This window comes from Flavobacterium sp. ASW18X, from assembly GCF_005144745.1.
Lineage (GTDB): Bacteria > Bacteroidota > Bacteroidia > Flavobacteriales > Flavobacteriaceae > Croceivirga.
In genome coordinates this window covers 37857-57185 of the sequence record NZ_SWKK01000015.1, presented here as the reverse complement: position 1 = coordinate 57185, position 19329 = coordinate 37857, and the positions used below count along the sequence as shown (strand labels likewise).

Genomic DNA, 19329 nt, shown 5'->3' with positions numbered 1-19329 from the left:
GTTACTTTTGAAAATTGGTTTAATCAACGGAGCGTTCTGCCAAACGCTCCGTTTCTCTTTGGTATTAGTCTTGGTTGGAAATATGTTCTGGGTAAGACTCCATTCCGTGCTCATGGATGTCTAGACCTTCAATTTCTTCTTTTTCAGAAACTCTTAATCCTATGGTCTTTTTAAGGATAATAAGTAAAATAAATGTGGTTAATGCTGCCCATAAAATGTAAGCAAGGGAGCCGTAGGTTTGTACCCAAAGTAATTTAAATCCTCCGTCGTAGATTAATCCACCATCTAAGGCAAAAACACCTACTAAAACAGTACCTAAGAAACCACAAACACCGTGTACGGATATAGCACCTACAGGGTCATCAATCTTAAATTTCTTATCTAAAGTTTCTATTGAAAGAACTACTACTACGCCACAAATTAAACCTATAATTAATGAGCCAAAAGCGTTAACAGCGCCACAACCAGCAGTGATACCTACTAAGCCTGCTAATGCACCATTTAAGGTCATGGAAAGGTCTGCTTTTTTGTAACGCATCCATGTAAAAAATAAGGCTGCAATTGCACCTGCTGCTGCTGCAATATTGGTATTAATGATTACACTACCAGCTGCAACCGTATCACTACCGCCCCAAGCTAATTGGGAACCACCGTTAAATCCAAACCATCCTAACCATAGGATAAGTACACCTAGTGCTCCAAACATCATATTATGTCCTGGAATAACTTGTGGTTTACCATCTACGTATTTTCCAATTCTTGGTCCTACCATAATAGCAGCTACTAATGCGGCACCACCACCAACGGCGTGTACAACAGAAGAACCAGCAAAATCAACAAAACCAGCAACATTTAACCAAGCGTCGTCATCAAATGGCCAGTACCAGCTACCAGAAATTGGGTAGATGATTGTAGTTAATACTGCAGATAAAATTAAGTAGGTAGAGAATTTTGTTCTACCGGCTACGGCACCAGATACAATGGTGGCAGCTGTTGCACAGAAAACGGTCTGGAAAAATAGGTTGTACCAATCGTCAGCGCTAAAGAAAAAGTAACCCTGATCAGAAGGGCTTGTACGGAAAAATCCACCTAAAACGGTGTCACTGCCGTACATAATGCCATAACCTACAGCCCAGAACATGATGGAGCCTACTGCAAGGTCCATTAGGTTTTTCATAATGATGTTACCAGAGTTTTTACTTCTGGTAAAACCAACTTCAACTAGCGTAAATCCAGCTTGCATAAAGAATACCAAGATTGCCGCTATAGTAATCCACAAGGCGCCCATATCACCATTAATGGCTTCTATTGCCTTGTCTAGTGTTTCTTGTTCTAATTGAGACATAATTAAATTGTTTGTTAGTTAGTATTGGTTTAGTTGATTCCTGCGTGACCGCTTTCTCCTGTTCTTATCCTATAAGCTTCGGATATCTCAGAAACAAAGATTTTACCATCACCTACGTTACCAGTGCTGGCGGTCTTGATTAAAGTTTGAATGGTTCTTTCTAAGAAATCATCAGAAACCACAATCACTAAATACCTTCTTTGGATATCCGTAGTACTATACGTGATACCGCGGTATACGTGACCTTGTTTTTCATTACCAACTCCCGTTACGTCCCAGTAACTGAAAAAGTTTACCTCAATTTCATGAAGTGCTTTTTTCACCTCATCAAATTTTGATTTTCGAATAATTGCCTCGACTTTTTTCATAATTGATTTTGTTAGTTAACGGGTCAAATATATGTTAAAGGAAACCTAACGGGTAATTAAAATGGGTCTTATTGGTAATTTTTATCATATTATAATTTATACCCCCTAAAATTTTAGGGGTTTATTAAAATTGATAACATTTTATTAAAATCAGGATAATATTGAGTGCTCCTTTATGTGGATATTAGCTAAAATAATATAACAAGTCCTTTATTATGTTGAGAATAATGTAACAATGTAAGTAAAATGATGTGTAGAATGTAATATTTGGCTATTACAATTGTCTGCTAAGGTACAGTCCTAATGCAACAGCCCCTATGCCAATAATAATACTCATGGCTAGATATAAGGTGAAATAAAGAAGTTCGCCGCTTTTTAAGAGGCCATACTTTTCAAATGCAAATGTAGAAAAGGTGGTAAAACCACCACAAAACCCTGTTGCTAATAATAAGGTGTGATTTTCTGATAGTAATTTGCCTTTTGAAGCAAAGCCTAAAAGTAGACCAATTAATAAGCATCCAATAATATTGGCTGCAAATGTGCCTAAAAAGAAATTTTGAAAAAGCGGATTAAGGTTTTTGGAGACTATATATCTGAGCGAGCTTCCGATGCCGCCTCCTAAAAATACCAAAAGAACCTGTTTCATACCCTAAAGGTAATAGAAACTATACGGCCTTTTTGTATTTGTTTTCAGAAAATTCATTGGTAGATAGTTTAAGTACGGTACTGTCCTTAATTTTCTGAAAAGGTTTTTTGATGTTGTCCATAGCACCGTTAACGCTAAAAATCAAAAGAAATGCATTAATGCCAAGGAGTACAAATAAAATGCTAAAAAAAGTAACCATTTGGTGTAGGGTTTACGATTACAAAAGTACGTCTTTTCCTATATTTAACGACTATATCCCTAATAATGTTGTGTATTTCCTCATTTTTGTGGTGTATCTAAATTTCTTGTTAATTTTTGAGGAAATATTTAACTAGAAATAAAAATATTATGAAACCAATAAAGGTAATTAGAACCCATTTTACGCCTTTATAATTTTTTTTGTGTAGCTTTTTATCTTTTGCATACATATATATAAGGATGCTTACAAATGCAATGATAAATAGAATAGCAAAAGTAATCTGGCCAGAACTGAACATAGTTTTATTATATTTTGACAAAATTACACTAAATAGATAGGTATGGAAAGTAAATTAAAGGCTGTTCAGTTATTTCATGAATCTTTTGGTTTAGGTATAAAGCATGAGCCTACAGCTAATTTAGGCGAAGCAAAAAATTTATTACGATTTAACTTAATGGATGAAGAAAACAAAGAGTACTTAGAAGCTGCAATGAATAATGATGTAGTAGAGGTGGCAGATGCGCTTGGGGATATGCTTTATATTTTATGTGGCACTATTCTGGAACATGGTATGCAGTATAAAATAGAAGAAGTGTTTAATGAAATACAACGTAGTAATATGAGTAAGTTGGGTGTAGATGGAAAGCCTATTTATAGAGAGGATGGAAAAGTGCTTAAGGGACCAAATTACTTTAAACCTAACTTGGAAGAAGTTTTAAAGAGATAAAAAAAGGCACCTATTTGGTGCCTTTTTTTTATTTTACTTCGTATCGCCAATTAAACTTGTCTTCGGCACGGTTGTATTGTATATCGGTAATTCGCTTTTTTAAACGAGCCGCAAACGGATGTTCTAATTCGGGCAAATCGTAATCGGTGCCGTCATAGCCAAAACCTGCTAATGGTGAGATTACAGCTGCAGTTCCTGCGCCAAACATTTCTTTTAGACTCCCGTCTTTAGCAGCGGCAACAACTTCTGCAACACTCACTTTTCTTACCTCAGTAGTTATACCTTCGTCTTCAGCAATTTTAAGAATGCTCTTTCTGGTAATACCGTCTAAGATTCTATCATTCGTTGGAGCAGTAATTAAAGTGTCGTTAATGCGGATAAATATATTCATCGCTCCTGCCTCTTCTATAAACTCATGATTGTTATCATCCGTCCAAATAATCTGCTGATATCCTTTTTCTGCGGCGAGTTTAGTTGGATAAAACTGTCCTGCGTAATTGCCACCAGCTTTAGCATAACCTACACCGCCATTAGCAGCTCTAGAATACGTTTGTTCTATTAACACCTTGACCTTGCCAGAGAAATAAGAACCAGAAGGAGCGCAAGCAATAATAAATTTGTATTCATTTGCTGGAGAAGCGTGGAAACCTTCTCCAGAAGCAAACATAAAAGGCCTAATGTACAAGCTGCTTCCAGGATTTTGCGGTATCCAATCACTATCTACTTTTAATAAGGCTTCTAAACCTTGCATAAAATAGGATTGCGGAATTTCTGGTATTGCCATACGTTCCGCACTCTTATTTAAACGAGCATGGTTATCTGTAGGTCTAAACAGCCAGATTTTACCATCCTCATCTTTGTAGGCTTTCATTCCTTCAAATATAGATTGGCCATAATGAAAAATCTTTGCAGAAGGATTTAACGAGATAGGACCATATGGAACAATTTTTGGAGCCAACCATTTACCGTCTTTGTAGTCGCAGACCACCATATGGTCTGTGTAAACACTTCCAAAGGAAAGGTTGTCAAAATCTACATCGTTAATCTTAGATGTTTTGCATTTTTCTATTGCAATGTTGTTATCCATTACCTCCATATCTGTTAACTTTAATAAGCTAAAATTAGGTATTTATCCTTAGTTTTACCTCATTACACTTATGATTTACGATTCTAGTGTGATGTATATTTCAAAATTTAAAGAATATGAGGGTTTTTAACATCTTTGCTGCTGTATTTTTAATGATTTTCACTTTAAATAGTTGTGCGCAAAAATCACCTGAGGGTGAGTATTTTGGTGCTCAATTTGAGCCAGAATCAAAACAAAGTGAGGAAATTACAACTACATATGCGGCTATAAAAGTTAAAGATACAGTTGCTACTCAGGTTTCCGGTACCATAAAAGAAGTATGCCAAGCAAAGGGGTGTTGGATGCAGGTAGCTCTTACAGATGGGCAAGAAGTTTTTGTAAAGTTTAAGGACTATGGTTTTTTTGTTCCTAAAGATGTAGCAGGCAAACAAGTGTTTTTAGATGGTTTGGCTTTTGTAGAAGAAATGCCAGTGGATGAGCAAAAGCATTATGCAGAAGATAAAGGAGCAACTCCAGAAGAATTGTCTAAAATAACGGAACCAAAAAGAACATTGCGTTTTGAAGCTTCAGGGGTCTTAATTGCAGAATAAAGGTGAAGCGTAAAATCATTACAACCGGGGATGGTTCTACTACCATTCAAATAGAGGAGTGGAATGAGCAGTATCATTCCAAACACGGTGCAATACAAGAAGCTAAGCACGTTTTTATTAAACATGGATTTGAACATGTAAAGAATGCTCCACTTTCCATACTAGAAATTGGTTTTGGTACGGGTCTTAATGCCTTTATTACGTATTTAGAAAATTTAAGCAATCCTAGACCAATACAGTATGTAGGCGTAGAGGCTTATCCTGTAAATACAGAAGAGTTACAATATTTAAATTATGCTGAAGCTTTAGCGGCGCAAAATCATAAAAAAATCTTTACAGTAATGCATAATGCTGCATGGGGGCAGCCAGTAACTATTGCAGAAAATTTTTCATTGCATAAGCTACAGCGTAAATTTCAAGATATAGAAGCAGTAGCAGAGTACCATCTCATTTATTTTGATGCTTTTGGAGCAAGAGTACAACCAGAACTTTGGACAGAGGCAATTTTTAAAAAGATGTTTACTGCGCTTAAAACTGGTGGTATTTTGGTTACTTATGCAGCAAAAGGAAGTGTTCGTAGGGCAATGCAAGCGGTAGGTTTTACGGTAGAACGTTTGCCTGGCCCACCAGGTAAAAGAGAAATGTTAAGAGCTACAAAAATAGCAATAGCTTAACCCATTGTTAAAATTGGTTTTTAGTTTTTCCCAAATTTGGTTAAAAGTTGAACAACACTGTTAAATAGAATATAACTTCCTAATTTGGGGCTATTTAAACAGTAAATTCGTAAAAAAAATAGCATGAAAGTTTTGATAACGGGAGCTACTGGATTGGTGGGGCAGGCTATTGTAAAAGAACTTAAGAAAAAGAGTGTTCCAATACACTATCTCACAACTAGTAAAAATAAAATAGAGACAGAAAACGGGTATAAAGGATTTTATTGGAATCCAGCAAACCTAGAAATGGATATGGCCGCACTTGACGGGGTTACAGATATTATAAATCTGGCAGGGGCTTCCATTTCTAAAAGGTGGAAATCTAGTTATAAAAAAGAAATTATAGATAGTAGAATCAATAGTTTAAAAACCTTAAAAAAAGGTATTGAGCTAGTAGGTGATGATAATTTAATTGGATTTGTCTCCGCTTCTGCTATAGGTATCTATACAGATTCATTAACTAATCTTTACGATGTTGATGAGACTACTGTAGATGATAGTTTTTTAGGTGAAGTTGTAAAACTTTGGGAAGAAGAGATTAAGACTTTTCAAAAATTTGACATTAATGTATCCATGGTTCGGATTGGGCTAGTGCTTTCCAAAGATGGAGGTGCACTACCGCAAATAGAAAAGCCAGTTCAGAACTATGTTGGAGCTGCATTTGGTTCTGGAGAGCAATGGCAAAGCTGGATACATATTCAGGATTTAGCAGAACTTTTCGTTTTTATTTTAAAACATCAACTTAAAGGTGTATTCAATGGCGTTGCGCCTAATCCAGTTACCAACTCAAAAATGACAAAGGAGTTAGCGAATGTATTGCAAAAACCGTTGTGGCTGCCCAACATACCAAAATTGGTAATGAGAGTAGTCTTGGGAGAAATGAGCTACATTCTTTTTGCTAGTCAGCGTGTAAGTAGTAGAAGGATAGAAGAAGAAGGTTTTTTATTTAACTATGCCAACATTTGTGCAGCGTTAAGGAATATCTACGATGCTCCAAAACCAGAACCTAAATTAACAGAAAAGTACGAAGAGACTTACTCTTAAAAAGAAGCACTAAGACTATTGAAAATCCGCCAATTGGCGGATTTTTTTTTATTGCGATGACATTTTGACATTTATTTGCGAAATGGCAGTACTTTTGCCACCTGAAAATCAGAATTAAATAAATAGCAATATGAGCAAGAAAAGTAAGGTTCAAGAAATGGATGAGGTGCAAGATGCAAAGCAATCTGTTGACGCAACTGAGCTGGAACAAGCTAACGATATACAAGAAGATGCTGTAGAGGAAGAAGAGACAATGTCTAAAGAAGAGCAATTGCAAGAAGAATTAGGCAAGGAAAAAGATAAGTTTCTTCGTCTGTTTGCAGAGTTTGAAAATTTTAAAAAGCGAACATCTAAAGAGCGTATGGAGCTGTTTAAGACTGCGGGGCAAGAGATTATGACTTCTATGTTGCCCGTTATGGACGATTTTGACCGTGCGCTTAAAGAGATTGCTAAAACAGAAGAAAAAGAGCTATTAAAAGGGGTAGAGCTCATTAGTACTAAATTCAGGGAGACGCTAAAAAATAAAGGTTTAGAAGAAGTTGCTGTAGAAGCCGGCGAAACTTTTGATGCAGAGCTACACGAGGCGGTAACCCAAATACCAGCACCAGATGATAGCATGAAGGGTAAGATTATAGATGTAATTGAAAAAGGCTATAAACTAGGAGACCGTATCATTCGCCACCCAAAAGTAGTTGTAGGTAACTAAAAAGAGATTATGAAAGAGGATTACTATGACATATTAGGCGTTTCTAAAGGCGCTACCGCGTCAGAGATTAAGAAAGCCTATAGAAAAAAGGCCATAGAATACCATCCAGATAAAAATCCAGGAGATGAAAAGGCAGAGGAAATGTTTAAGAAGGCAGCCGAAGCTTATGAAATCTTAGGAGACGCAGATAAACGTGCAAAGTACGACCAATATGGCCATGCAGCATTTGATGGTGGTGGTTTCGGTGGCGGTGGTATGAATATGGATGACATATTTAGCCAGTTTGGAGACATCTTTGGAGGCGGAGGCTTTGGCGGATTTGGTGGCTTTGGCGGCTTTGGTGGCGGGCAAAGACGTGTTAAAGGTAGCAATCTCAGAATCCGGGTTAAACTTACGTTAGAAGAGATAGCTAATGGTGTTGAGAAAAAAGTAAAAGTAAAACGCAAGGTGCCTGCAGAAGGAGTTACGTATAAAACGTGTTCTACTTGTAACGGTACAGGGCAAGTTACTAGAGTTACCAATACTATTTTAGGAAGAATGCAGACCGCTACTACCTGCAATACTTGTGGTGGGGCTGGCCAAACTATAGATAATAGACCTAGTGGAACAGATGCGCAGGGTTTAAAAACAGTAGAAGAAACCGTTTCAATTAAAATTCCTGCTGGTGTAGAAGAGGGGATGCAGCTAAAAGTATCTGGTAAAGGTAATGGAGCCCCTGGTAATAATGGTATTCCGGGAGACTTACTAGTTGCCATAGAGACAGAAGAGCACGATACACTTAAAAGAGAGGGTGATAATTTGCATTATGACTTGTATATCAGTTTTTCTGAGGCTGTATTAGGTAGTTCTAAAGAGATAGATACTGTTGGCGGTAAGGTTAGAATTAAATTAGAACCTGGCATTCAATCTGGTAAAATTTTACGTTTAAGAGGTAAAGGCGTACAGAGTTTAAATGGCTACGGTAGTGGAGATCTGTTAGTGCATGTAAATGTTTGGACTCCTAAGGAACTAACAAAGGAGCAAAGAGAGTTTTTTGAGCGTATGCAAGAAGACGATAATTTTAAGCCAAGCCCAGAGAAATCTGATAAATCTTTCTTTGAGAAAGTAAAAGATATGTTCTCTTAGGCAAAACTGTCTTTTGTTTAAGTAAAAAACGTATATTTGAAATTGATACCGCTACGGTGGTATCTAATTTTCTTTTTCATAGCAATTTTTTTCCCATCCTTATTTGTTTAAGGGTGGGTTTTGTTTTTTAGGGGTTTTGTAATTTATTGTTGTCTCTTTTTAAGATAAATTCGGCTTTAGTTTATCTTTGATAAAATTGTTTACATGAGTTCAATTCTTGTTGCTGAGAATATCTCCAAAAAATTTGGGGAACATACCGCTTTAAGCAACGTTTCCATAAATATTCCAAAGAATAGTATTTACGGTCTTTTGGGGCCAAATGGTGCAGGTAAAACCACTTTAATACGTATTATTAATCAAATAACGTATCCAGACCAAGGTCAGGTGTTATTTGATGGTGAGCCACTAGCGCCAAAACACATTGCCACTATAGGTTATTTGCCAGAAGAGCGTGGATTGTATAAAAGTATGAAAGTAGGTGAACAGGCTTTGTACTTAGCGCAATTAAAAGGTTTGAGCAAAGCGGAGGCAAAAAAAAGACTTCTTTATTGGTTTGAGCGGTTAGAAATAGGCGACTGGTGGAATAAAAAGATTCAAGAACTTTCTAAAGGAATGGCTCAAAAGATTCAGTTTATTGTCACGGTGCTACATGAGCCAAAACTCTTAATTTTTGATGAACCTTTTAGCGGTTTTGACCCCATCAATGCAAATAAAATCAAAGATGAGATACTAGAGCTTACAAATCAGGGGACATCCATCATTTTTTCTACGCACAGAATGGAATCTGTAGAAGAGTTGTGCGAGTATATCGCCTTGATTCATAAGTCAGAAAAAATACTTGACGGCAAGTTAAAAGATATAAAACGGGAGTTTAAAAATAATGTTTATAAAATTGGTTTGCAGATTAGTGCAGATGCCCAAGAGGTTTTACAAAAATTACAGGTAGATTACAGACTTTCAGATAGTTTCTATGATTCGTCTGATCAACAACTTTCCTTTTCTGTAAAGCTAGAAGATTCAGATACTACCACATTACTACGTAATTTAAATGGTGTTGGTAATTTGTATCATTTTGAAGAAACAATTCCGTCTGCAAATGACATTTTTATTCAAGCAATTAAATCAAAAGGGCATGAGTAAACTAAGACTGATTATTAAAAGAGAATATTTAGCAAAGGTTAGGAACAAATCTTTTGTTATCATGACCTTTTTAAGCCCCATATTAATGGTTGGTATGGTGGTGCTCATTGCATATTTAACTAAGGTTAATGATAGTGAAAAACGCGTTGTTGCAATACAGAATGAAAGTGGTTATTTTGAGAATTTGTTTACACCTTCTGAGTCTATTTCATTTGTAACCTTTAAGGGGCTTTCACTAGAAGAAGCAAAAGACTCTACCCAACAAATGGGCTACTATGGTTTATTACATATTCCAGCGGGTACAGATAGAGAAATGATTGCGGGTAATTCTTTCTTATACACTAAAGACAACCCTAATAGTAGTGTTTTAGAACGTTTAGAGCGTACTTTTCAGCAACGCTTACGTCAATACCGTTTACAAGATTTAGGTATGACTAAAGAACAGTATACTAAAATTGATAAGAATTTTGAGATAAAAGCAGCCACCTTTGATGGTCAACAAAACTTAAAAGGAATAAACGAAATTAAGGCGATAATTGGTGGAGGCTTTGGCTATCTTATTATGATGTTTATTATTATCTACGGTGGTTTCGTAATGCGCAGTGTTATAGAAGAGAAGACATCAAGGATTATAGAAGTTATCATTTCTTCAGTAAAGCCATTTCAGTTGATGTTAGGTAAAATTATAGGGACATCCTTGGCAGGTATAACGCAGTTTGCTATTTGGGTGATTTCTGCCGCTATTTTATTAACACTGGCTATGGTTTTTTTAGACATAGATTTGGCAGCACTGAATAATGGAGCTACGGTTAGCCCTATGGGCGGCATGGGTGCCATGGCAGAAATAAGCTCTGATAAAAACAGTGAGTTCTTACTGTATGCAGCAGAATTTTTAAAAATACCTTGGGTATTAATTGTTGTGTCTTTTTTAATCTATTTTGTTTTAGGTTATCTTATATATAGTTCTATTTATGCAGCAATAGGGGCTGCTGTAGATAATGAGACAGATACACAACAATTTATCTTTCCTATTATTTTACCTTTAATGTTGGCAATTTATGTAGGTTTCTTTTCTGTGTTCAGCAATCCACATGGCCCAATAGCCGTAGGGTTTTCTTTGTTTCCTTTAACCTCACCAATCGTGATGATGATGCGTTTGCCAAGCGGATTAGGAGAAGCTGGGGTACCCATATGGCAGTTTGTGTTAAGCATTGTGTTGTTGGTCTTAACTTTTTTGGCTATTGTGTGGTTGGCAGCTAAGATTTACCGTGTTGGTATTTTAATGTACGGTAAAAAACCAACTTACAAAGAAATGTTTACGTGGTTAAAATATAATTAAAGTGCAACAAGAGGCAGAGCAAATAAAAGAACTTATAGAAGAAGATGTTTGGGGATCCATTAAAGAGTTCTTAAACTTCGGCTTTCATATACCAGCTGGTGAAGGTACAATACACCTAACCATTGGATTGTTGTTGGTATTGATTCTCGCCTTTGTCTTAACTAGTTATATTCTTCGTCTTATAAGACAATTATTTACCCGTAAAATGACGGACGAAGACACGCTAAAATTTGTTAGCGTTTTCAAGTTTATTAAATACGTTATTTATCTGGTTGTAATTTTACTTACGTTAAGTGCAGCCGGTGTTAATGTAACGGTTGTATTAACCGCTTCTGCAGCCTTGTTCGTTGGGCTTGGATTAGCACTGCAAGAGCTTTTTCAAGATATTATCGGTGGGGTTTTTATCATCGTAGATAAATCGCTCAACGTAGGGGATATTGTAGAGATAGATGGAAAGGTAGGTAAGGTTTTTGATATTAAATTGAGAACCACCAGGGCAATTACCAGAGATGATAAAATTATCATCATACCTAATCATAAATTTATAAGTGATATTGTCTATAACTACACACAAAACCACAAGCTTACTAGAGAAAAGGTCACTGTTGGGGTGGCCTATGGTAGTGATGTAAATTTGGTTACTAAACTACTAGAAGAAGTTGCTTTGCAACAAAAGCAAGTACGCAAAACCCCTAAACCATTTGTAACATTTGATGATTTTGGAGACTCTGCATTGGTGTTTTCTGTAAATTATTTTACTAATGATAGTTTTGCAGATCCACGCACTAAGAGTGCTATCAGGTATGATATTGATGCTAAGTTTAGACACAATAATATTGCTATTCCGTTTCCACAAAGAGATATACATATATACCAACATAATAATGCAATAGATAGCGGAAAATAAATTGTATGCAGAAGAAGATTATTGCGGTTATTTGCTGTGTTGTATGTATTTTTTTGAGCCTGCCGCTAATTGCTCAAAGTACAGATGTACTTAAAATAGAATATTTAAACATCCCTAAAAATTTAGAATCTGGAATTGTAACAGAACGCTTAAAAGTAGGGGTGAATATTCCTTTAAAAGTGAATAATGATAGCTACTTTGTGGTAGGTGGAGAATACAATCAATTTGGGATTAATTTTGACAAAGTTTTACCCTTTAGTACGGCAGATTTAAGCAAGTTATACATAACAGATTTAAATTTAGGGTACATTACTAAATGGAATGATAATTGGCGTTTAGTAAGTATTGCAACGCCTAGATTAGCGAGTAACCTTACGGAAGGTACCTCTACAGAAGACTTTTTTTTTAATGCTACGGTTGCTTTTTGGAAAGAAAATAATAAAGCAAATCAACCCTATAGAATAGTTTTGGGTTTGTCTTATAACAGTACTACGGGTTTACCCATACCATTACCCTTGGTAAGTTATTATAAAAGATACCATCCCAATTGGTCCTACACATTGGGTATACCTAAAACTAATTTTAAATATCATTCTAATAAAAACCATGTATGGGAAATGGCATTGTTATTGGATGGTTACTTTATAAATATTCAAAATGATATAGCCTTAGATAACGGCCAAGTGGGTTCTAAAATTTCTTTATCCGCAGCTATTGCAACCTTAGGGTATCAATATAAATTAAATAAAAATATGGCATTCTATGCCTATGTTGGGCATTCTGTATATCAAGAAAGTATTTTAAGAGATAACAGCCGTAATGATGTATTTTTATTGAATAGTAAACAAAATCTTTTCCTTAGGGGAGGATTCAAAATAGGAATCTTTTAAACCGAAATAAATGTCAAAAATATTGGTCATAGAAGACGAAGCCGCTATCAGAAGGGTTTTGGTTAAAATATTGTCAGAAGAGAGTGAAGCCTATCAGCTATCAGAAGCAGAAGATGGGGCAAAAGGCATAGAAGTACTAAAAAAGGAAGATTTTGATTTGGTGCTGTGCGATATTAAAATGCCTAAAATGGATGGGGTAGAGGTGTTAGAAGCGGCTAAAAAATTAAAGCCAGAAATTCCTTTTATAATGATATCTGGTCATGGAGATTTAGATACCGCTGTAAATACTATGCGGCTAGGCGCATTTGATTACATTTCTAAACCACCAGATTTAAATAGATTATTAACTACCGTCCGTAATGCTTTAGACCGTAAAGAATTGGTGGTTGAGAATAAAATTCTTAAAAAGAAGGTCAGTAAAAATTATGAAATGGTAGGTAATAGTGAAGCTATTGAAACTATCAAAGGTATGATAGAAAAGGTAGCACCTACAGATGCCAGAGTACTAATTACAGGTTCTAATGGTACAGGTAAAGAACTTGTAGCACATTGGTTACACCAGAAAAGCCCACGTTCCTCTGCCCCTTTTATTGAGGTTAATTGTGCTGCAATTCCTTCAGAATTAATTGAGAGCGAACTTTTTGGTCATGTTAAAGGAGCATTTACCTCTGCTGTAAAGGATAGGGCTGGTAAGTTTGAGGCAGCAAACAAAGGCACTATTTTTTTAGATGAAATAGGAGACATGAGCATGTCCGCGCAGGCAAAAGTGTTACGAGCCTTACAAGAAAATAAAATTTCTAGAGTGGGTAGTGATAAGGATATAAAAGTAGATGTTAGGGTGTTGGCGGCAACTAATAAGGATTTAAAAAAGGAAATCGCTGAAGGAAATTTTCGTGAAGATTTGTATCATAGATTGGCCGTAATTTTAATAAAGGTGCCTGCTCTAAATGACCGTAGAGACGATATCCCCTTGTTAATTTCTCATTTTTCTCAAAAGATTGCTTCTGAACAAGGTACAGGGGTTAAGAGCTTTTCTCAGAAAGCGGTAGCCTTATTGCAAAGTTATGATTGGACTGGTAATATACGCGAATTAAGAAATGTGGTAGAACGTTTAATTATACTTGGTGGTAAAGAGGTGAGTGAGGAAGATGTAAAACTTTTTGCAAGTAAATAATTAGTCTTGGCAATTTCCCATTTCTGTAAGGGTATTCGTTGCAATACGTATTACCTGTTGATGATAAAAGCGTTTTGCTTCTGTTAAATTGGGATTTGCCATTTCTTTTTTAGTTCGTTCTAAGGTGCCGTTAATAAAGTTCTTGGCCTCCGTACAGCTAACTACTTCTGTTACTTCTTTTAAAGATTTTTCAAATTTAGCTAAGGTTTTCTCTAGTACTTTATCCATTTGTTGATACGGATCAACTTTAGATTTGTTATCCAAAAATAATAAAGCGGGTTCATTGGTCTCTGTGGTGTTCATCACCAATACTTCATTACCATACGTGCTAAATTGTTCTATTTCAAAATTGTTGAGGTTGTTTAAAGTTAATTCGGTGTTTTTTAATGCCAATTCCAAAAACAATTTAGCATCTTCTAAAACAACACTTTTTGTTGCTTGGCGCAAATTGTCCTTGGTTTGCTTAAAAGTAGATTCTGCTGGGGAGCAACCACATTCTACAAAATTAGGTTGGCTGTTGTAAGTACCTTTTAAGGCTTTGTAGGCATGGTATTTTGCTAAATCCAAAGAAGGGGCATTAAGAGCCAATTGTGTTTGGTCCTTGATAAAGCCGGTATTCTTATAGGCAAATTCGCACGGGTTTAGCTTGGTAAAAGAAACCATGAGCAAAAGACCCAATGCACCTGTAAGACCAGCTATTGGGGTAAATAGCCACTTGTAGGATTTCATTATTTAAAGATTTGGACTGCTAAAGTTAATCGTAAAGTCAATTGCTTAAAAATATCATCGGTATACCGCTTTTATATTCTTTAAACGGGAAAATTACTCGCCGTATGTTAGCTGTATAGAACTCGTATTAAGCTTTAAATTATGTATATTTCAGGTTATGAAAGACATTGATATTACAGACTATAAAGTAGACGGTCATATACAGCTAGATCAAATACCCACTATTGACGACTTTAACGCAGACGGTAAATTGCTGCGTAAAAAATTGAAAACAGTTAGTCAAGAATTGTCAGATTTTCAAAATACCTTGTATGCACATGGTAAATACGGGGTGCTAATTTGTTTGCAGGGTATGGATACGGCAGGCAAGGATAGTTTAATTCGCGAAGTCTTTAAAGAACTTAACGCTAGGGGAGTTGTAGTCCACAGTTTTAAAGTCCCAACTAAGTTAGAGAAGAGACACGACTACTTGTGGCGACATTATATAGCTTTACCGGAACGGGGGAAATTTTCTGTGTTTAATAGAACACATTATGAGAATGTATTGGTGACCAAGGTACATCCAGAGTATATATTAGGAGAAAACCTTCCAGATGTTACTACTGTAGAAGATGTTAACGATGCATTTTGGGAAAAGCGTTACAGGCAAATAAATGATTTTGAACGGCATATTTCTGAAAATGGAACGCTCATTTTTAAATTCTTTTTACATCTATCTAAAGAAGAACAGCGCCAAAGGCTATTGCGTAGATTACATTTACAAGAAAAAAATTGGAAATTCTCTCCAGCAGACATAGCAGAACGCCAACTATGGGATTCTTACCAAGAATGTTACCAAACAGCACTCAACAAAACCTCTAAGCCCCACGCGCCTTGGTATATTGTACCAGCAGATAATAAAAAAGCAGCACGACTTATAGTGGCTACTATTTTATTAGAAACGTTAAAAAAGTATAAAGATGTTAAGGAACCAGAATTGGACGCTGAAATAAAAGCTAACTTGGAAACCTACAAGCAACAATTAGAAAAAGAAGCGTAATGAAAAAAAAGGCGATACTACTACTATTCCTTGGTGTTATTGGATTATTGTCTGCTCAAATTAATAAGGACCAAGAACAGCTGAGAGCAATATATGACCAAGCATTGACCAATGGTAAAGCTTATGATTGGCTTAATTATTTATCCAACCAAATAGGAGGTAGGCTATCTGGTTCTGTACAGGCGCAGCATGCCGTAGAATACACTAAAAAACAACTAGATTCTTTGGGTCTAGACAGAGTTTGGTTACAACCAGTAATGGTGCCTAAATGGGTTAGGGGTACAGCGGAGTTTGCTTATTTTGAGACCCAACCAGGATTAACTACCAATGTGCCAATTTGTGCTCTAGGTGGCTCTGTGGCTACTCCAGACGGTGGTCTAAAAGCAGCTCTGGTAGAAGTGCAAGGGATAGAGGATTTAGAAAAATTAGGAAAAGAAAAAATTGAAGGAAAAATCGTTTTTTACAATCGTCCTATGGATCCTACACAGATTAGTACGTTCACAGCGTATTCTGGTTGTGTAGACCAGCGGTATGCAGGAGCTATGGAAGCCGCTAAGTATGGCGCAGTAGGTGTTTTGGTGCGTTCCATGAACTTGCGTTTAGATGACTATCCACATACCGGTAGTATGAGCTACGGAGATACACCCGCAGAAAATAGAATCCCCGCAGCGGCCATTAGTACAAAGGGGGCTGAGTTGCTAAGTGCCACTTTAAAACTTAATCCGTCAATTAAATTTTATTTTCACCAAACCTGTAAAGTTTTTCCAGACACAGAGAGTTATAATGTAATTGGAGAGATTAAAGGAAGTGAATTTCCTGACGAAATAATGATAGTTGGCGGACATTTAGATTCTTGGGATTTGGGTGATGGCTCCCATGACGATGGTGCGGGTGTCGTACAAAGCATGGAGGTATTACGCCTAATAAAAGCCAACGGATACAAGCCAAAACGTACAATTAGAGTGGTTTTATTTATGAACGAAGAAAACGGTTTGCGCGGTGGTAATAAATATGCAGAAGTAGCAAAGTCTAAAAAGGAAAATCATGTTTTTGCTTTGGAGAGTGATGCTGGTGGTTTTACCCCAAGAGGCTTTTCTTTTGATTGTTCTGATGCCAATTTTAATCAAGTTAAGAGTTGGGAATCACTCTTTGAACCTTATTTAATACACATGTTTGTTAGAGGTGGTAGTGGTGCAGATGTAGGGCCATTGAAAGACGAAAATATTGTTTTAGCGGGTTTAAGACCAGATAGCCAGCGTTATTTTGATCATCATCATGCAGAGAATGATACTTTTGAGCATGTGAACAAAAGAGAGCTAGAATTGGGAGCAGCAACCATGGCCAGTTTAGTCTATCTTTTTGATACTTATGGCACCGTAAAACCTGCTAAAATTAAGGGCTAGTTAGTAAGTTAAACCCTTAAAATCAACTACCTTTGCACTTTTAAATATAAAAAGTAACAATGCAAGACGGAATCTACGCAAAGTTCAATACGAGCAAAGGAGAAATTCTAGTAAAACTTACACACGACAAAACCCCAGGTACAGTTGGGAACTTCGTGGCTTTAGCAGAAGGAAATATGGAGAATAGTGCTAAGCCACAAGGAAAACCTTATTATGATGGTCTTAGCTTTCATAGGGTTATTCCAGATTTTATGATTCAAGGAGGTTGTCCACAGGGTACTGGCACAGGTAGTCCTGGATACCAGTTTGATGATGAGATACGGGAAGAACTAAAACATGATGCCCCTGGTGTACTATCTATGGCCAATGCAGGTCCAGGTACTAACGGTAGTCAGTTTTTTATTACCCACGTACCAACTCCTTGGTTAGATGGTAAACATACTGTTTTTGGTTTTGTAGAAGCTGGTCAAGAAACTGTAGATGCTATAGCACAAGGTGATAAAATTGAGTCTTTAGAGATTGTAAGAGTGGGTGATGCCGCTGAAAAATGGAATGCTATTGAAGCTTTTAGAACTTTTGAAGGTGCACGTGAAAAAAGAATAGCAGAGCAAAAGGAAAAAGCAGAAGCAGAATTGGAAAAACTTGCAGCAGGTTTTGACAAAACAGAATCTGGACTTAGGTATAAAATGATTCAGAAAGGAGATGGAACTAAGGCAGAAAAAGGTAAGACTGTATCTGTACATTATGAAGGAAGTCTACCTAACGGACAGGTTTTTGACTCTTCGTTTAAAAGAAATCAACCTATAGATTTTCAATTAGGAGTTGGACAAGTAATTTCTGGATGGGATGAAGGTATTGCTCTATTAAAAGTAGGTGACAAAGCAAGATTTGTTATACCTTCTCATTTGGGCTATGGTAGTAGAGGCGCAGGTGGTGTTATTCCACCAGATGCTACATTAATTTTTGATGTAGAATTAATGGATGTAAAATAAAAAGTAGCTTTCTGCTTTTAGATAAAAAAAACCTCGCAGTAATCTGCGAGGTTTTTTATTTTGCTCTGTTTACACTAATAAACAAAAGGCAAATGTTAATTACTAACAATACAATGAGTACGCTAAAGAAAGTGTTCATGGTCAAGTGTTTTGTTTTAGTAACAAATAACCAACGTAAAACCCTACCCTTTAATTGTTAAATCTATAGACTTTTTCTGTCTTTAGTTCTATTTACACTTACTAGTAACATCACAACATTAATTACCAATAAAGTGAATAAAATTGTTAAGAAAGTGGTCACGGTGTTTTGTTGTTTATTTTGTTAGGTGTTCATCCCTTAGATATAGAATTGGCAGATGGTTGCGTCTAAAAATCAAAAAAAATATTATGTAAACTCAGTTTTAACTGATGCGCATAAGAAAACCCTCGTTTAGCGAGGGTTTAAGTTGTAAAATATAATGTGTTTTAGCCTTATACCTGTGTTGGCGCTAAAGGGTCGGGAGTAAAACGTAGGTAAGGCTTTACTTCTTCTACCCCTTTTTCAAATAATTGTTTAGCTTCTTCTGTAGGTATTGCTGGGCTCACTACTACTTTTTCACCATTTTTCCAGTTTGCAGGAGTAGCAACCTTGTGGTAAGCGGTAAGTTGTAGGGAATCAATAACACGTAATAATTCGTAAAAATTACGACCAGTAGAGGCAGGATAAGTCAGAATCAACTTAATACTTTTATCTGGAGCTACAATAAACACAGAACGTACGGTTAATGTACTGTCTTCGTTTGGGTGAATCATATCATATAAATCTGCCACCTTTCTATCTTCATCTGCAATAATAGGATAGTTAATTGTTGTGTTCTGCGTTTCATTAATATCTTTTATCCATTCGTGGTGAGATTCTACCCCATCTACGCTCAATGCCATCATCTTAACGTTACGCTTATCAAACTCATCCTTAAATTTGGCAGCGGTTCCTAATTCCGTAGTGCAAACAGGTGTAAAATCAGAAGGGTGTGAAAATAAAATTCCCCAACTATCGCCTAAATAGTCATAAAAGTTTAAACTCCCTTGCGTTGTATCTACAGTAAAATCGGGTGCTTTATCACCCAGTCTAAGTGTTGCCATCGTTTTAAATTTAATTTACTCTATAAAAATACTAGATTAAAGTA

At 36.3% G+C, this 19329-nt stretch carries 21 protein-coding genes; 14 read left to right on the top strand and 7 right to left on the bottom strand.

Annotated features, from left to right (window positions below; translation table 11 throughout):
• Positions 1–64 precede the first annotated feature (64 nt).
• From FBT53_RS11385 to FBT53_RS11370, 4 genes are all read right to left on the bottom strand, one after another.
• Positions 65–1345 (bottom strand): ammonium transporter, encoded by a 1281-nt coding sequence (locus FBT53_RS11385; RefSeq protein WP_136951314.1) that lies wholly within the window; start codon positions 1343–1345, stop codon positions 65–67.
• Between the two features lie 29 nt (positions 1346–1374).
• A complete protein-coding gene (locus FBT53_RS11380; RefSeq protein ID WP_136951313.1) occupies positions 1375–1713 on the bottom strand; it encodes a P-II family nitrogen regulator in 339 nt (112 codons plus the stop codon).
• Between the two features lie 274 nt (positions 1714–1987).
• Positions 1988–2359: a fluoride efflux transporter CrcB gene (crcB, locus tag FBT53_RS11375; protein ID WP_136951312.1), complete on the bottom strand. Its 372-nt coding sequence runs from the start codon at positions 2357–2359 to the stop codon at positions 1988–1990.
• 19 nt (positions 2360–2378) lie between these two features.
• On the bottom strand, positions 2379–2558 hold the full coding sequence (locus FBT53_RS11370; RefSeq protein WP_136951311.1) for a hypothetical protein: 180 nt from the start codon (positions 2556–2558) through the stop codon (positions 2379–2381).
• A gap of 340 nt (positions 2559–2898) precedes the next feature.
• Between FBT53_RS11370 and FBT53_RS11360 the strand changes: the two genes are divergently transcribed.
• Entirely contained in the window at positions 2899–3285 is a 387-nt protein-coding gene (locus tag FBT53_RS11360; RefSeq protein ID WP_136951309.1) for a nucleoside triphosphate pyrophosphohydrolase family protein, read from the top strand.
• A 28-nt stretch (positions 3286–3313) separates the two neighbouring features.
• Here FBT53_RS11360 and FBT53_RS11355 read toward each other — a convergent pair whose 3' ends face one another.
• Positions 3314–4372: a branched-chain amino acid aminotransferase gene (locus tag FBT53_RS11355; protein WP_136951373.1), complete on the bottom strand. Its 1059-nt coding sequence runs from the start codon at positions 4370–4372 to the stop codon at positions 3314–3316.
• Between the two features lie 116 nt (positions 4373–4488).
• On the opposite strand from FBT53_RS11355, the gene FBT53_RS11350 reads away from it, so the two are divergent.
• The 10 genes from FBT53_RS11350 to FBT53_RS11305 all read left to right on the top strand — a co-directional run bounded on the left by FBT53_RS11350 (position 4489) and on the right by FBT53_RS11305 (position 14000).
• Positions 4489–4962: a DUF4920 domain-containing protein gene (locus FBT53_RS11350; RefSeq protein ID WP_136951308.1), complete on the top strand. Its 474-nt coding sequence runs from the start codon at positions 4489–4491 to the stop codon at positions 4960–4962.
• A 2-nt stretch (positions 4963–4964) separates the two neighbouring features.
• Entirely contained in the window at positions 4965–5636 is a 672-nt protein-coding gene (gene mnmD, locus FBT53_RS11345) for a tRNA (5-methylaminomethyl-2-thiouridine)(34)-methyltransferase MnmD (RefSeq protein ID WP_136951307.1), read from the top strand.
• 123 nt (positions 5637–5759) lie between these two features.
• The gene (locus FBT53_RS11340) at positions 5760–6719 is read left to right on the top strand and encodes a TIGR01777 family oxidoreductase (RefSeq protein WP_136951306.1); all 960 of its coding nucleotides are present in this window, start codon (positions 5760–5762) and stop codon (positions 6717–6719) included.
• A gap of 130 nt (positions 6720–6849) precedes the next feature.
• On the top strand, positions 6850–7425 hold the full coding sequence (locus tag FBT53_RS11335; protein ID WP_136951305.1) for a nucleotide exchange factor GrpE: 576 nt from the start codon (positions 6850–6852) through the stop codon (positions 7423–7425).
• 9 nt (positions 7426–7434) lie between these two features.
• Entirely contained in the window at positions 7435–8550 is a 1116-nt protein-coding gene (dnaJ, locus tag FBT53_RS11330; protein ID WP_136951304.1) for a molecular chaperone DnaJ, read from the top strand.
• A 204-nt stretch (positions 8551–8754) separates the two neighbouring features.
• The gene (locus tag FBT53_RS11325; RefSeq protein ID WP_136951303.1) at positions 8755–9690 is read left to right on the top strand and encodes an ABC transporter ATP-binding protein; all 936 of its coding nucleotides are present in this window, start codon (positions 8755–8757) and stop codon (positions 9688–9690) included.
• Positions 9683–11029, top strand: coding sequence for an ABC transporter permease (locus FBT53_RS11320; RefSeq protein ID WP_136951302.1), 1347 nt, complete (start codon positions 9683–9685; stop codon positions 11027–11029). The genes FBT53_RS11325 and FBT53_RS11320 overlap by 8 nt, the downstream gene beginning before the upstream one ends.
• A 1-nt stretch (position 11030) precedes the next feature.
• Positions 11031–11936 carry a mechanosensitive ion channel family protein gene (locus FBT53_RS11315; protein WP_136951301.1) on the top strand — a complete coding sequence of 302 codons (906 nt, stop codon included), beginning with the start codon at positions 11031–11033 and terminating at the stop codon, positions 11934–11936.
• Positions 11937–11941: 5 nt separating this feature from the next.
• Positions 11942–12826: a DUF6268 family outer membrane beta-barrel protein gene (locus tag FBT53_RS11310; protein ID WP_136951300.1), complete on the top strand. Its 885-nt coding sequence runs from the start codon at positions 11942–11944 to the stop codon at positions 12824–12826.
• A gap of 10 nt (positions 12827–12836) precedes the next feature.
• Positions 12837–14000, top strand: a complete 1164-nt coding sequence (locus tag FBT53_RS11305) for a sigma-54 dependent transcriptional regulator (RefSeq protein ID WP_136951299.1) — start codon at positions 12837–12839, stop codon at positions 13998–14000.
• On the opposite strand, the gene FBT53_RS11300 is transcribed toward FBT53_RS11305, so the two are convergent.
• Positions 14001–14729 carry a hypothetical protein gene (locus tag FBT53_RS11300; protein WP_136951298.1) on the bottom strand — a complete coding sequence of 243 codons (729 nt, stop codon included), beginning with the start codon at positions 14727–14729 and terminating at the stop codon, positions 14001–14003.
• 157 nt (positions 14730–14886) lie between these two features.
• On the opposite strand from FBT53_RS11300, the gene FBT53_RS11295 reads away from it, so the two are divergent.
• Genes FBT53_RS11295 through FBT53_RS11285 form a run of 3 tightly spaced genes read left to right on the top strand, consistent with a single transcriptional unit; the run spans position 14887 to position 18163 of the window.
• Positions 14887–15768 carry a PPK2 family polyphosphate kinase gene (locus FBT53_RS11295; RefSeq protein ID WP_136951297.1) on the top strand — a complete coding sequence of 294 codons (882 nt, stop codon included), beginning with the start codon at positions 14887–14889 and terminating at the stop codon, positions 15766–15768.
• The gene (locus FBT53_RS11290) at positions 15768–17171 is read left to right on the top strand and encodes a M20/M25/M40 family metallo-hydrolase (RefSeq protein ID WP_136951296.1); all 1404 of its coding nucleotides are present in this window, start codon (positions 15768–15770) and stop codon (positions 17169–17171) included. The genes FBT53_RS11295 and FBT53_RS11290 overlap by 1 nt, the downstream gene beginning before the upstream one ends.
• A gap of 59 nt (positions 17172–17230) precedes the next feature.
• Positions 17231–18163: a peptidylprolyl isomerase gene (locus tag FBT53_RS11285; RefSeq protein WP_136951295.1), complete on the top strand. Its 933-nt coding sequence runs from the start codon at positions 17231–17233 to the stop codon at positions 18161–18163.
• A gap of 471 nt (positions 18164–18634) precedes the next feature.
• Here FBT53_RS11285 and FBT53_RS11280 read toward each other — a convergent pair whose 3' ends face one another.
• On the bottom strand, positions 18635–19285 hold the full coding sequence (locus FBT53_RS11280) for a peroxiredoxin (RefSeq protein WP_136951294.1): 651 nt from the start codon (positions 19283–19285) through the stop codon (positions 18635–18637).
• Positions 19286–19329: the final 44 nt, after the last annotated feature.